Annotated in this window: 11 protein-coding genes; 5 read left to right on the top strand and 6 right to left on the bottom strand. The window is 49.9% G+C overall.

Translation table 11 applies throughout. The features are described 5' to 3' along the window. Positions 1-17: 17 nt before the first annotated feature. Positions 18-950, top strand: coding sequence for a metal ABC transporter substrate-binding protein (locus NDA02_RS11825; RefSeq protein WP_190789863.1), 933 nt, complete (start codon positions 18-20; stop codon positions 948-950). Continuing rightward, positions 943-2,238 (top strand): iron chelate uptake ABC transporter family permease subunit, encoded by a 1,296-nt coding sequence (locus NDA02_RS11820; RefSeq protein WP_348255017.1) that lies wholly within the window; start codon positions 943-945, stop codon positions 2,236-2,238. The genes NDA02_RS11825 and NDA02_RS11820 overlap by 8 nt, the downstream gene beginning before the upstream one ends. Positions 2,239-2,376: 138 nt before the next feature. On the opposite strand, the gene NDA02_RS11815 is transcribed toward NDA02_RS11820, so the two are convergent. Beyond that, positions 2,377-2,880: a hypothetical protein gene (locus NDA02_RS11815; protein WP_348255015.1), complete on the bottom strand. Its 504-nt coding sequence runs from the start codon at positions 2,878-2,880 to the stop codon at positions 2,377-2,379. Positions 2,881-3,206: 326 nt separating this feature from the next. On the opposite strand from NDA02_RS11815, the gene NDA02_RS11810 reads away from it, so the two are divergent. From NDA02_RS11810 to NDA02_RS11800, 3 genes are all read left to right on the top strand, one after another. Continuing rightward, complete coding sequence (locus NDA02_RS11810) at positions 3,207-4,406, top strand: glutathione S-transferase family protein (RefSeq protein WP_348255013.1); 1,200 nt, start codon at positions 3,207-3,209, stop codon at positions 4,404-4,406. Between the two features lie 91 nt (positions 4,407-4,497). Beyond that, complete coding sequence (locus NDA02_RS11805; protein ID WP_348255012.1) at positions 4,498-5,961, top strand: alpha/beta fold hydrolase; 1,464 nt, start codon at positions 4,498-4,500, stop codon at positions 5,959-5,961. A 233-nt stretch (positions 5,962-6,194) separates the two neighbouring features. Further along, positions 6,195-6,425: a hypothetical protein gene (locus tag NDA02_RS11800; protein WP_190789858.1), complete on the top strand. Its 231-nt coding sequence runs from the start codon at positions 6,195-6,197 to the stop codon at positions 6,423-6,425. Between the two features lie 36 nt (positions 6,426-6,461). On the opposite strand, the gene NDA02_RS11795 is transcribed toward NDA02_RS11800, so the two are convergent. The 5 genes from NDA02_RS11795 to NDA02_RS11775 all read right to left on the bottom strand — a co-directional run bounded on the left by NDA02_RS11795 (position 6,462) and on the right by NDA02_RS11775 (position 13,343). Further along, positions 6,462-7,253 carry an SDR family oxidoreductase gene (locus NDA02_RS11795; RefSeq protein WP_190789857.1) on the bottom strand — a complete coding sequence of 264 codons (792 nt, stop codon included), beginning with the start codon at positions 7,251-7,253 and terminating at the stop codon, positions 6,462-6,464. Between the two features lie 13 nt (positions 7,254-7,266). After that, positions 7,267-9,759, bottom strand: a complete 2,493-nt coding sequence (locus NDA02_RS11790) for a glycoside hydrolase family 31 protein (protein ID WP_190789856.1) — start codon at positions 9,757-9,759, stop codon at positions 7,267-7,269. Positions 9,760-9,932: 173 nt separating this feature from the next. Then, positions 9,933-10,154, bottom strand: a complete 222-nt coding sequence (locus NDA02_RS11785; RefSeq protein ID WP_190789855.1) for a hypothetical protein — start codon at positions 10,152-10,154, stop codon at positions 9,933-9,935. A 22-nt stretch (positions 10,155-10,176) separates the two neighbouring features. Continuing rightward, complete coding sequence (locus NDA02_RS11780; protein WP_190789854.1) at positions 10,177-10,650, bottom strand: hypothetical protein; 474 nt, start codon at positions 10,648-10,650, stop codon at positions 10,177-10,179. A gap of 101 nt (positions 10,651-10,751) precedes the next feature. Next, complete coding sequence (locus tag NDA02_RS11775; protein ID WP_190789853.1) at positions 10,752-13,343, bottom strand: EAL domain-containing protein; 2,592 nt, start codon at positions 13,341-13,343, stop codon at positions 10,752-10,754. Positions 13,344-13,783 lie beyond the last annotated feature (440 nt).

Here is a 13,783-nt window from a genome sequence, read left to right as displayed (position 1 = left end):
GTACTTCAAATAAACAAATGACACGATTCTGGTTTGGAGCCGTTTACCTGCTTATCTTCTGCCTGGGTTGGATGATGCCTGCCTGGGCAGATAGCACACCTCTGCAGGTAGTAACGACCACAACGGATTTGAAAAGTTTAGTGGAGGTCGTGGGCGGCGATCGCGTAACAGTCACAAGTATCGCCCTTCCTGCCCAAGATCCCCACAGTTTTGAGCCGCGTCCGGGTGACTTTCAGATGCTCAAAAGCGCACAGATGGTCGTGAAAGTTGGCTTAGATCATGACCTGTGGATCGATTCGCTGCTGGCAGAAACCGGAAACCGGGAAATTCAGCGGGGCGGAGTGGGCTATGTTGATGCCTCTGTCGGAATCCCTCTCCTGGAAGTGCGATCGACCAGTATTGCCCCGATCGACGGTCACAATCACGGTGCTGGAAATCCGCACTACTGGCTTGATCCAGCAAATGCTGAGGTGATTACAGGCGGCATCCTGGAAGGGCTGGAGCGCATTGATCCTAACCATGCCGCCTTGTATGAAGCCAATCGAGCGCGCTTTTTGGCTCAGTTGCAGGAGCGGCTAACGACCTGGGAACAGCAGCTTGCTCCCTTTCGCGGTCAGGCGATTGTCGCCTATCACAATAGCTGGCCCTACCTGGCACGTCGCTTCCGGTTGAATCTGCTGGACTTTATCGAAGCCAAACCTGGAATTCCGCCTAGCCCTACCCATATCGCTGCCCTGCTGCGAGAAATCAAAGATCAGCAGGTTGCCGTCATTATCCGCGAACCCTACGAGTCTGATCGCATTCCGCGCTTACTCAGCAGCAAAACCAGAGTTCCTGTTGTGATGCTGGTTTCATCGATTGGCGCAATTCCCCAAGCATACGATTATTTTTCCCTGTTCGACTACAACATCAGTGCACTGCTAGCGGCACTGGGGGGATCACATGGCTGATTGGCTGCAATTATTGACGATTCCGTTTCTGGTTGCCCTGGTTCTGACAGGCATCCATACCTATCTGGGCATTCACGTTCTCAGCCGCAACATTATTTTTGTCGATTTGGCACTGGCCCAGATCTCAGCACTGGGCGCAACGGTTGCCTTTCTGCTGGGCTACTACCCACAATCGATCGCGGCTTACGGCTACTCGCTGGCATTTACGATCGGTGGTGCGATCGTCCTCAGCTTTAGCCGAAGCTGGACTGGGCGCGTTTCACAGGAAACCTTTATTGGCGTGGTGTATGTGGTATCGGCAGCGGCAGCGTTTTTGCTGGTGGATCAGTCCCCGCAGGGCGCAGAGCATATCAAGCAAATGTTGATTGGCAGCATCCTCACCGTCACTGAGACAGACTTGCTGAAAGTTGTGCTGCTCTACAGCGCAGTCGGCTTGTTTCACTGGTTTGTTCGCAAACCGTTGTTGCTAATTTCTTTTCAGCCCGATTTGGCGAAACAGGCAGGCTTGCGGCTGTGGCTGTGGGATTTTTTGTTTTATGTTTCCTTTGGCGTGGTGGTGACGAGTTCGGTTGCCATTGCAGGGGTGCTGCTGGTGTTTTGCTTTCTGATTATTCCGGCGGCGATCGGCGCACTCTACAGCGATCGGATTTTGCCGAAACTGCTGATCGGCTGGGCGATTGGCACCTTATCCAGCAGCGTCGGATTAAGCCTGTCGTTTGTCGGCAATCTGCCCACAGGAGCCACGATTGTCTGTGTGTTTGGCGGCATCCTGGCACTGACAGCACTCCTGAGACCATTTATTTTTAGTTCGGCGCGGCTGCAAATTCTGAAGCAGGCAGGCTCTTGGGGAATTACCAGCCTTCTCACGATCGCCCTTGCTTCTGGCATCTGGTTAACCCTGAATCCCAATGCTGATCAGCCCTTACTGGATTGGCTGGAAACTTGTTATCCAGCGTTGCGGCAGGCGTTCCTAAGTTCCGACGAACAAAATGACCTTCAGCAGGCGGGGTTAGGGTCCGATCGCTGGCAGTCTGAAATTGCCCGACTCGATCAAATCGAACGTCAGAGCCGCTGGCAGGGAGAAGGATTGAGCGATCGAGAACTGCGCCGCATCTCCTCCTATACCATGTCGTTTCAAGAGATGCGAAACGGAGAGAAATTTGTGCAGCGAGAACTGCGAAACGCAGCACGACGGCGGCAGCGATGGGTGTTGGGAGTTCCCTTAGTGCTGCTCTCACTGGCTGGGTTTCTGGGAATGCAACGATCGCCCAGGGCTACCGTGATGTAGATCGATTCACACGGTTGCTTGCTGGTCAGAGTCTTGAAGACCGGATCGTGCAGTCACTCCTGCCACTAATTTAGAATTGCCATCGTGGGCAGCAATGTACTGTACATTCCTTTTACATTCCTTGCAGCGCAAATCAAACTACTGCCGGATAGCGGGATATTCGATTAAAACGGGGCTTTCTGGAATAAAGCGAGCTTGGAGACTAGTTTTCTTCCCTTTCCCTCGCAGGTGTCCGATCGGAATTGGTTTCTTGAGCTGCTCTAATTCCTGCGCCTCCCAAAAGACTGCCCAGGTTGGGGGATCAGTCGCAGTCGATGGGGGGCGATAGATCGATTTGCCGGGATAGCGACCGCGACGGGAGGCAACATAGCCCACATACCATCCCCGCCAGGTCACTTCTGGGTTGAGGGGCTGGTCTCCCTTAGCGTCAGCAGCATGGATGAACACTTCGATCGCCTTCCCGCCCCGCAGTTTCTCGACCTCCCCAAACAGCTCAAAATCCATGCTGCCAAACGCCACTTTAGGAAGCTGATCAGGCGGCAGATCCTCAGAATCCAGTTGGGCAGCGATCGCTTCTAAACCAGATATCAGGTGCATTTCTGGAACAGAAACCAGGATTGCGAAAGCTTTAGTTTTTTGCATGAATCGAGCAGTGGTAAACCAAAAAGTCAGCTTTTCTAGCCTACTAGGGATGAGTTTCCTTTTGCCAAATTAAAGTTAAGCCAAGCGACAATCCAAAGGCGATGCGTGCCATTTATCGCAACCGAAAAGCGGAGTTTGATGACAATTGGATGCTGACAGCAGCAGGGTTATGAAACTTCTACCCGATTGCAGCATCGGAAGAAGAACTCGAAAGGTCACATTGGCTAAATGCTTTGCCTTCCTGTAACGAAAGGAGAGCCAGAACAGGGAAGGATTGGCTTCTGATAGACTGAAAGCCTTGAGCGTATCCTAGGACAGTCGATCGCATGACCCTTGCCCCCCTAAACTGGACAGAACTCGAAGCCCTTACCGACTTTCAAATTGATACGGTCAATGGTCCAACCAATGCTCAGGCGCGGCTGCGGTTGTTTGGTCATTCCGAGTCCGATGTGCGGGTGACGCTTTATCGCGACAATCATGCCTGGTGTCCCTACTGCCAGAAGGTTTGGCTGTGGCTTGAGGAAAAGCAAATTCCCTACCGCATCGAGAAAGTGACGATGTTTTGTTACGGGGAAAAGGAAAGCTGGTACAAACGCAAAGTGCCTTCCGGGATGCTGCCCGCGCTGGAGTTAGACGGACGGCTGATTACCGAAAGCGATGATATTTTACTTGCCCTGGAACGCGCTTTTGGTTCTTTAGGAAAGGGTATGGAAGACCCCCAGGTCATTCCTCTGCGCCGATTGGAGCGATTGCTGTTTCGTGCCTGGTGCGGCTGGCTCTGCTATCCATCAACGTCAGCCCGGCAGGAACAGCATAGCCGAGAGCAGTTTACCGGAATTGTGGATAAGGTTGAGTTTGCGTTGGCAAGTACGCCCGGTCCTTATTTTCTGGAAGAGTTTGGCACGGCGGATGTGATCTTCACACCCTACGTCGAACGCATGAATGCCAGCCTTTATTACTACAAAGGCTACTCGCTGCGATCGAATCCCAGCCTGAGTGCCTGGTTTGATGCGATGGAGAGCCGATCGACCTATCGCGGCACGCAAAGCGACTTTCATACCCACGTTCACGATTTGCCTCCTCAGATGGGCGGCTGCTGGGAAAACGGGGAGCCGCAAATGCTGATCAACAAGCATCGAGTAGACAACGGACCCTGGTTTGGTCTGCCGGATGTAACTTATCCAGAGCCGGGAAACGCGCGTCAGGAAGCTCTTTATCGCGTGATTAAGCATCGTGCCAATATTATTCGCGTGAACCCTGCCGACGATGCGCTCTTTGATCAGGCGTTACGCTGTGCCTTAACCCGGATGATGACGGGCGAAGATTGTGTTCCACCACCTGGATCGGATGCTGCCCTGCGGTATTTGCGCGATCGAATTAATGTGCCTCGCGATATGTCCATTTATGCAGCAAAGCGGCTGAGAGAGGCACTGGAGGCAACGGCTGCTCTAGTAGGCGATCGGCAGGGGACTCCGATTATGCTCAAGCATCGTCGAGATCAAGACCCGGCTCTTTTTGCCCGCTAGCCATCCGGATGCTGCCCTTGGAGCGATGCGCCCGATCGCTGGATTGTTGAAATAATAGCGGCAGATCGATCGAAACCGGGAGACAGGAAGATTGAAGCGATTTCAGCTAGGGCTATTGATTGGGGCGATCGCGCTTATTGTGCTGTCCTGGTGGAATATTGTTGCAGCGCGGAGTGGATTGGTCGTGCGAACCCTGGAGCAGGAAAACATTCCCTTGATTTATGTTGCTCCGGCACAGGCAGATTCAGGGGCAAATTCAGTGCCGGGTGTGCTGGTGGCGCATGGTTATGCAGGTTCCAAACAGCTCATGTTGGGCTATGCTCATGTGCTGGCTCACGCCGGCTATGCTGTGATGCTCTGGGACTTTGACGGACACGGTGCAAATCCGAATCGATTGCAGCGATACGACCTCCAGTCCAATTTGGATGTGGGGTTGAGGGCACTGCTCGAACAGCCAGAAGTCGATCGCACGCGGCTGGCAGTCCTGGGTCACTCGATGGGCAGCGGCATTGCCATGTCTGCCGGAATTCAAAATCTTGATCGATTTGCAGCCACGATCGCTGTTTCTCCCACAGGGGCAGCCGTAACGCCCCAGGCTCCCCGAAATTTGCAAATGCAGGCAGGAAGTTGGGAAGGCAGGTTTATCAGTAATGCCGAGCGAATTTTGCAGACCGGTGGCGGTGAAAACAAAAACTTTGCCGCAGGAACGGCGCGAGAACTAGTTATCGTGCCCAATGTCGAGCACATCACGATTTTGTTTAGCGATCGCAGTCACGAGTCTGCGGTGCGCTGGCTGGATGCCACGTTTAACCAGACCCATTCCAGCCCTTATCGCGATCGGCGGATGGCGTGGTATGGTTTGCATTTGCTGGGCGGACTGCTGCTGATTGGGGCAGTGGCTCCCACGGTGGCAGGCTGGTTTGAACCTGATCGCATGAAAATCTCTGCGATTAAGCGATGGGGGGGACTGCTGCTGGCTCCCCTGCCGGGTGTTGCGGGACTGGTGCTGCTGAATTCCCGAATCAATCTGCAAAGTTTGGGCGGCGTGCAGGTTGGCGGGGCGATCGGACTCTGGTTTTTGATTGCCGGAAGTATCTGGCTGGCTTTGCTGGGACGAATTCCTCGGCTGAGCGGGCGACGGATCGCGATCGGTTTCGGACTATTTGTGCTGCTATGGTTTGCGTTTGGGGCCATGGCGCAGGTGGTCTGGCTGCAATGGTGGTTAATTCCAACTCGGCTTCAGGTATGGCTACCGTTTGCGCTCGCCTGTCTGCCCTGGTTTCTGGCTTCTGGGATTGCTCAGCAGGGCGCGGGAAACGGAGAGCGATTTGCCTGGTGGTTTGCCCAGAGTGCAATTCTCATCGGTGGCTTTGTACTAACGCTGAATTTCTTGCCAGAGCTAGGGTTTGTGTTTTTGCTGCTGCCGCTGTTTCCGCCGCTGATTGCCGTGCTGTCGTTTGTGGTGGCATCGCTCGATGAAGCCTGGATCTCGTCGATCGCGAGCGCGCTGTTTTTTGGCTGGGTGTTAGCAGCTGGGTTTCCGCTGTCAGGCTGAGCCAGTTTTATGGATGACTCGATTGAGATGACATCAGATACAACCTTGTTCAGACGATTGAAGTACAAAAAATGGGGGGCAGGGGCGGAACCCTGTACGGCGAGAAAGCCCCCACACCCCCCATACCTTACGGGAGTGAAGAACGCTGTAACAAGACAAAAAACTGTAATTCCTTGTGATACCTTAAAGTATTCTGCTGATATCAGCGTGTTGATTCACTGATACATCAACCTATGAAGTATTTCATCTTCTGGATACTCGGGTTTGGCACTTTCTGGGCTGGACTAAACCTGTTTGACGATGAGGTAATTCTGATTGTCTCTGTTTTTGTGGGTTCAGCTTTTATTCTGGCTGGGCTAATTGCGTCTCCCCCCGTATTGCAAATTCCGATCGAAGTTGTCTCTGTGTTCGTTCTGTTCAATGTTTGTATGCAGTGCATCCAAAGAGGCGATCAGCCTCGATAAGCATCCATTACGCTCCGATTCTCATTTGCCAGATTTTCATTTGCCAGTATTACTTCCCAATACCAGTCCCCAAAAGCGAGAAACGGCTTCTCGTGGTAAGAACCGGGGCAGCGTTGCCAGAATTGGATTGAGCGGATTCCCAGGAATCACGATCGATTCCCGTTTTTCAAATGCTTTCAGGGCATCTCGCACCACCGTTTCAATAGGTGTATCAATTTTTTCTGCTACATTAACCAGGAGCGGTGGAAATCCTGCTTCTTTGAAAAAATGGATGCCAGCAGGTCCGGGACAAACCGCTAAGACGTGTACGCCGTAACTGTGATTTTCTGCCCACAGGGCTTCGCTAAAGCTAAGAAGAAACGCTTTTGTTGCCGCATAAATTGAGAAATAGGGCATAGACTGAAACCCTGCCACCGACGACATATTGATAACACCGCCGGTTCGACGCTGCCGCATTCCGGGCAAAAATCGATGGGTGAGATCCACGATCGTCTCAATATTTAGCTGCACCATTTTTAGCTGCAGCATTCGATCGCTTTCGGCGAAATCTCCATAATCACCAATTCCAGCATTGTTGATCAGCAGATCGATCGGTCGTCCAATCTGCTGCACGGTTTGAAAAATGGTTTCTGTCGCGTTCGGTTCGGTCAAATCCTGAGCAATGATATCGACTTGAATCTGATGCTGATTTTTGAGTGAGTTGGCAAGGTCTTGCAGTTTGTCTTGCGATCGAGCCACCAGCACCAGGTGGGTCTGACGCGCTGCCAATTCTCGCGCAAAGGCTGCGCCAATTCCCGCCGAGGCTCCGGTGATCAAGGCTGTTGTCATTTGCCGACTCCATTCATGGTTCCTGAAAGATTCCATTAAAGCGAACGTGCTGGAAATAAGAATCGCACTCTAGTTCGTTTTCTTGATGAGAAACTGATTCACCGTTGATTTGAACTTCCTGCACCGTCATGCCGTGAACCTGAATCCGCCAGCGATCGTAGGGAAACGGAAACTCGCCTTCACCCTGGCGCACTAGTTCTAAACTATTTTCACTGCGGATCAGGCTGAACCGATCGCACCGGAACTCTCCGTAACCATCTCCGGCATCGGTATAAAGAACGCTGTCTGAGGAGCCTGCTGTCGGCGGATAAAGGTGCAGCGTCATTTGCTTTTTCTCCTCCATGGGCAACACCGTTCCTGCCTTCACCAAAACGGGGATTTGCTCTAGCGGGGCGGGTAACATGACGCGAGTTCCTCCCTCGATCGCCCGATCGTCCCAGAAGTGATACCAGCGTCCTTGGGGTAACGTTGCCGATCGCTCCCGTTCGCCCTCCGCGAGTGCCGGACAAATCAGCAGGTTATCGCCCAGCAAAAAGGCATCGTCGATCGCCCACAAATCGGCATCAGTTGAATCAGCCCAGAACAAAGGACGCAGCAGCGGATAGCCTTTCTGGTTCGATTCCCACGACAGCGTATAGAAATAGGGCAGTAGCTTATAGCGCAGCTTCAGAAACTGCCGCAGAATGCCCAGATAGGGTTCGCCGTAAGTCCAGGGGGCGCGATATTCAACGTTGTTGGAGCAGTGCGATCGATAAAACGTGACAAACGTAGCAAGCTGAAACCAGCGCAGATACAGCTCTGCACTCGGATTTCCCTGAAAGCCGCCAATATCAGGACCGGAATAGGGAATGCCGGACAATCCCAGGTTGAGAACCGTAGAAATTGTAATTTTCAAACAGTCCCAGGTGCATTCGATATCGCCCGTCCACGTCCAGGAATAACGCTGAAGCCCTGCCCAGCCTGCCCGTGACACAATAAACGGACGCAGATGAGGACGATAGCCGCCCAGACTTTCGTAGGCTGCCTTTGCCTGAAGATAGCCATACACGTTGTGCGCTTCGCGATGGTCACCGCCTCTGCCTTCCATATTGTGCAGCGTGGCTCTGGGCGGAAGCGATCGATCGCCCCAGGCAATAAAAGCAGCGGGTTCATTCATATCGTGCCAGAAGCCTGCCACCCCCACGTCAAGCAAATATTCATATTGACGGCTCCACCAGTGCCGCGCTTTCGGATTCGTGAAGTCAGGAAAAACGCACCAGCCGGGCCACACCGGAGCCACGACCAATTCGCCATCCTGTCGCCGACAAAACAGATTCAGCAGTTGCCCTTCTAAAAATAGGTTGCTGTCTCGGCTGTATTTCACGCCCGGATTAAGGATCGTGATAAAGCGCACGCCTTTGTCCAGCAGCGATCGCATAAATTCCTGCGTGTTAGGAAACCGCTCTGGGTCGATCGTGAATGCCCGATAGCCCACCTGCACATCGATATCCATGTGAACGGCACTCAGCGGCAAATCCAGCTCTTCAAATTTCTGGACGGTCTCCATGACAGCGGCTTCGGTGCGGTAGCCCCAGCGCGACTGGTGATAGCCCAATGCCCACTTGGGCGGAATCGGCGATCGTCCAGTGAGTTCGGTGTAGCGTTCGATGTTCTGCGCCGGAGTTCCAGCCGTTAAGTAATAGCGCAATGCACCGCCTTCAAAGGAAATCGTTGCAACATCTTCGTACTGAAAGGTGGCATCAAAGGAATTTTCGTAGAAGACGAGATAGCAGCCTTCCTGGTGCAAACTCATCTGAAGCGGAATGCAAAGATACATCGGGTCAGATCCTACGCCATACATCCCCGCCGCATCGTAGTTCCACATTCGGTAGGAAGGCGGTTCGAGCGTGGTATCCTCTTGCTGCGTTCGTTCGTCTTTCTTATTCACAGGCTTGAGCGTACGGAGATTCAGCGGAGCCGATCGCTCTCCCAGTCCATAAATATGCTCTTCTGGACGCAGCTTCACTTGATGGCTCCAGCCTTCGCCCGGATGCTTGGGCGGCATTTCTTCACGCAGCACTCGCCCCGAACTATCAGAGAAGGTAACGCTGCCATCGATCGCCACACTGACTTGCAAACGCTCACTGGTTACCGTCCAGCCTGCTTCGGTTTGTTCGCATCGGGTTGAAACTTCTGCCCAGTCGTGCTGGTGGATGGCGTAGGGAATTGGCAAGAGCCCGGGCTGCCAAGTGAGGCGAACAAAGTCGGGCGTGAGAAAAGAAACTTCTAGCTCTGCCTGTTCAAAATAAAACTGGGCACCGCGATCATTCGACTCCGCCCGAACCAGCTTTCCCGGTTGCTCAAAGGTGTCAGTGATGGGTGGGAGCGGAATCTGTTGCTCTAACCGATCGCGCGACCTGGAATAAAGGTAGGCTTTGGGCGCGTAAGTGAGATAAAACAGCGAACCAAGGAAGAACTTAAACTTAAGCGATAGCTGCTTGAAATAGGAAGGGTTCGCAAGAGACATGGGCTTATCCGGGTAGTTGAACTGAGCAACAGTCCACAAATACCCAATTTGTACAGATCTCAGTCTTTGTCTGCATCAATCTTGGGAAAGACCTGAATCTCTTAAGAATAGATAAGAAGAATAGATTAGAGCGGGGGCAGTTCGGCGATTCAGCGGAGCTTTTGAACCGCCCTTCAAGAAACCAATACAACGCCTGCCATCATTCCGCCCAGCAGCAGCAACTTCAAACGTAGGCAATGTAAAACTCTGAGATCACCTAGCAGCAGATTGAATCGATGTAGCCCCACTGAAAATATAAAGAGGTAGGCTGGAATAATGGTTTCAACTGCTGCAACCAGTGATGGAATCCCTAGCGCGATCGCCCGCTGGCTGAGCAATAGCGCAACTAAATTCATGAATTCAATCACAAAAATTCAATCACAAACAAAACAGGAATGCTATCCTGTATCCTTGCAAGTGCCTCAAAAAACGCGAAGGAATCAAAAGCGGTAATATGCCGCTGATAATAATACCAACTGTGGCAAGTAGATAACCTACAAAAAAAGAGCTATGACCAAAAATATATTCTTCTAACAATAAAGCTGCTGCTTGTACGCAGCAGGCAAAAATCATCAGATAAAATGATTTCCAGCGGGCTTCAAAATTAGCGTTGGCTAAGCACAAGCTAACGGATGCCGTAATCAAAGTCGCAATGCCCAAATAATGACGAAACTGAAAAACTTTGCCAAACAGCAGAAAACTAGCGATCGGTAAAACGATCGGGGTAATGTTCCAGTAAGCAGCAACAATGCTGGCTTCACTGTAAGAAAGAGCCTCAAAGTAGAAAACCTGGCTAATTTGAATGAGAGCACCTGTCAGCAGAGCAACCGCAACGACTTGGAGCAGCGGCATTTCCCAAACCAGATGAGAGCTAAAGAACGGCAGAAACAGAAAGAGACTCCAGGAAGCCAGAGAGCTGCTGATTATACCTATCCAGGGTTTTGCAGTTAACTTCAACAGCCAAGCTTAAGAAGCTGTGAACAAAACAGTTCCTCTGTTTCTGCGGCAGGCAGGGCAGGAAAAAACAAGTATCCCTGATGAAATTCACAGCCGAGTCGCTGTAATTTTTTAAATTGTTCTTGCGTTTCAACGCCTTCCGCAATCACGTCGATACCCAAGCCTTGCGCGAGAAGGATCACTGTTTTTGTAATTTCAAAACATCCTTCGTCGTGCATCATCTGGCGCACAAAGGAGCGATCGATCTTAAGAATGCTAATCGGCAAATGATGTAGCTGGCTAAGCGATGAATAGCCTGTACCAAAATCATCAATACTAATTTGAATTCCTTCTTTTCGCAGACTCTCTAGCTTAGAGCCAGCAACCTCCATATTATTGATAATTGTGCTTTCAGTAACTTCTAGTTTTAATAGGTTTGGATCAAACTGAGTGTCTCGCAAAATCTGCATAATCTGTTCTAGCAGATCAGGCTGAAGCAGTTGCCTAACCGATAGATTAACGCTTAAAAATAAGGAACAGCTTTCGGGATAGCGAAGTTGCCAGAGCGACATTTGACGGCAGGCTTCCAACAACACCCATTGACCAAGCTGCACAATTAAGCCAGTCTCCTCAGCTACAGGAATAAATTGATTCGGAGAAATCATTCCCCTCGTGGGATGGTGCCATCTGACTAACGCTTCAAAGCCTACAATGGTATGAGATTTTGAAGAGATAATGGGCTGGTAATAAATTTCAAACCGTCCTTTCTCGATCGCGTGTCTCAAATCTGTTTCGAGCTGCAATCGTTCTTTGCTGCGGGTGTGCATCAGGGAATCAAACACTTCATAACGAGCTTTACCTTGAGATTTAGCATGATACATGGCAATATCCGCATCTCTTAGAAAGTCTTCTGGCTTCGCTTGTTGCGTTGTACTTAAAACAATGCCGATGCTGGCACTTGTAAAAACTTCATATCCCTTTAAATTGAAGGGATGAGTCAATACTTTAGAGATTTGTTTTGCAACCCTCGCTACTTCCTCCAAGTCAACAATGTCTCGGAGCAAAATGATAAATTCATCTCCTCCCAATCTGGCTGCCACAGCACTGTCAGGCAAGCACTCCTGAATTCTGCGACTCACAGCAATCAGTAGTTCATCTCCAATCAGGTGTCCTAAACTATCGTTAACGAGCTTAAAGCTATCCAGATCAAGGAACAAAATTCCAAATAAAGATTCAGCATTGTGTTGCTGTTTAGCAATTGATTTTTCTAAGTGTTCAATAAATGCTGCTCGATTTATTAAATGGGTCAAGCCATCATGATAGGCAGAATAGTGTAATTCACTAAAAGACTCCTGTAGCTGCTGCGCCATGCTGTTAAATGCATTGGCAAGTAGCCCAACTTCTTGCAGTTTTGATTCAGGAACCTGCTGTTTCCACTTTCCCTCGGATAAGGCTTTAGCCGCACCAATCATTCTTTGAATCGGATAAATCAAGTAATGCGAGGTGGTTAAGCCCATTGCGATCGCAATCATCAGGGCAAGCAAACATAGCAAAATTGTGGTGTAAGTATTGGCTTGGATTTGCGCTGTAAAATCTGTTTCGGGAACAACAATCACAATGAACCAATCTAGACCAAAATCATCTGTGAACCGGGTAATTTTTACAAATTCTTGCTCTCCAGCAATATTCATGTTAAATAGAGTCGTAGTTTGCAGTGTTGCAAAACTACCAAATCGATTGACTAAATATTTAGCAGTATTTTGAATTAAGGGATCGCGACTCTGGGTTGCCAGCAGTCGTTCTGTTCTTTCCCCTTGCTTAACAACCAACGGTTCGTTTGCGGAGCTTGCAACCAAGAAACCATTGCGTTCAAGAATAAATGCCTTGCCGTTTTGTCCAATATTGAGATTGTGCAGGAAATTGCTCAGCGTCGTAAGGCGTAAGTCTACGCTTAAAACTCCCAAAAGCTTTCCTGCGGCGTTATAAATTGGACGACCCGCTGAGATAGATAGCGTTCCAGAGCCATCATTCCCCTGATAAACCTGGCTCCAAATTGGCTTATTGGCTTGAACAATATCGCGGTAGCCTGCTTCTAGACGATGATCCCAATTTTTAATCGTTTGAACAATACGGTTACGGTTTCCCTGTTGATCGGTCGTATAGGAATACAAATGATTGCCAGTTCGCATCTTTGAAACTTCATCAATCACTCGACCTTTCTGATTTACATAACCAGCACCAATGTATTCTCCATTTGCTGCTCCGAAAGCAACATAATCCACACCCGAAATTTGAACTTGATGCCAGAAGTAATGTCCAGTGTCTTCAAAGTTATTGAGATTGAGAAGGTTTGATTGGACAGCACTGCGATTGAGAGCAGCAATTTCGTGGGGAGTTTTGAGGTAATTACTTGCCTGCTGGATGATTCGATCGTCGATTTCAGTCATGAGCTGATTTGCCAGATCGTTGACGGCGAGCTTGCCATTACGGAACGAGAGCCACCCTGTCAGCCCTACGGCAATGGAGATTTGCAGGACAAAGGGTACGACTAAGATTAAACGAAGTGGTACACGTATCCTGGATCTCTGTCGTTTTGCAGCAGTTGCCATAATCTCTCAATGTGCAGCCTAATTGGGCTTAGAGTTCCCATGTTTACTGCTTAAGTGACATTAGATGAAGTCTATTCAAACAGATCAAAGTTGCACTGCTTACAGGAGGTTGCTTAAATGCCAGCGGTGCTGCTGTTAGATTTACCGTTGGGATAGCAGTTGGATCATTCATTCCAGAGTGAATGCTAGTTTTACACGATCGATCTAAACTAAGGCAACAGTTGCTTTGCCCAAATTTCCGGCTGGCAAATTTCGTTCAAAATCAACGAGCTGTACTGATTGTCGTGTCTTAAAAATCAGGGTTAAATGCTTCTTCGTTAAATCTTGAGCTAAACGTACTCATCTTTATTATTAATGTTTCTTGTTTTAATTCCACCAAATTTATTCTGGTTGTAAAACTGAAAGCGTATATTGGTTTTATGGCCTACTATCCATAATCT

Origin of the sequence: Leptolyngbya sp. ST-U4, assembly GCF_039962215.1 — a bacterium.
Taxonomy (GTDB): Bacteria; Cyanobacteriota; Cyanobacteriia; order Elainellales; family Elainellaceae; genus Leptolyngbya_A.
The sequence above is the reverse complement of the archived record's forward strand: the minus strand, read 5'-3'. Positions and strand labels throughout refer to the sequence as shown.

Excerpts from the sequence above, each read along its gene's own strand:
- NDA02_RS11825 (WP_190789863.1), top strand. The coding sequence starts at position 18 with ATGACACGATTCTGGTTTGGAGCCGTTTACCTGCTTATCTTCTGCCTG.
- NDA02_RS11820 (WP_348255017.1), top strand. The coding sequence starts at position 943 with ATGGCTGATTGGCTGCAATTATTGACGATTCCGTTTCTGGTTGCCCTG.
- NDA02_RS11815 (WP_348255015.1), bottom strand. The coding sequence starts at position 2,880 with ATGCAAAAAACTAAAGCTTTCGCAATCCTGGTTTCTGTTCCAGAAATG.
- NDA02_RS11810 (WP_348255013.1), top strand. The coding sequence starts at position 3,207 with ATGACCCTTGCCCCCCTAAACTGGACAGAACTCGAAGCCCTTACCGAC.
- NDA02_RS11800 (WP_190789858.1), top strand. The coding sequence starts at position 6,195 with ATGAAGTATTTCATCTTCTGGATACTCGGGTTTGGCACTTTCTGGGCT.
- NDA02_RS11795 (WP_190789857.1), bottom strand. The coding sequence starts at position 7,253 with ATGACAACAGCCTTGATCACCGGAGCCTCGGCGGGAATTGGCGCAGCC.
- NDA02_RS11790 (WP_190789856.1), bottom strand. The coding sequence starts at position 9,759 with ATGTCTCTTGCGAACCCTTCCTATTTCAAGCAGCTATCGCTTAAGTTT.
- NDA02_RS11785 (WP_190789855.1), bottom strand. The coding sequence starts at position 10,154 with ATGAATTTAGTTGCGCTATTGCTCAGCCAGCGGGCGATCGCGCTAGGG.
- NDA02_RS11780 (WP_190789854.1), bottom strand. The coding sequence starts at position 10,650 with ATGCCGCTGCTCCAAGTCGTTGCGGTTGCTCTGCTGACAGGTGCTCTC.
- NDA02_RS11775 (WP_190789853.1), bottom strand. The coding sequence starts at position 13,343 with ATGGCAACTGCTGCAAAACGACAGAGATCCAGGATACGTGTACCACTT.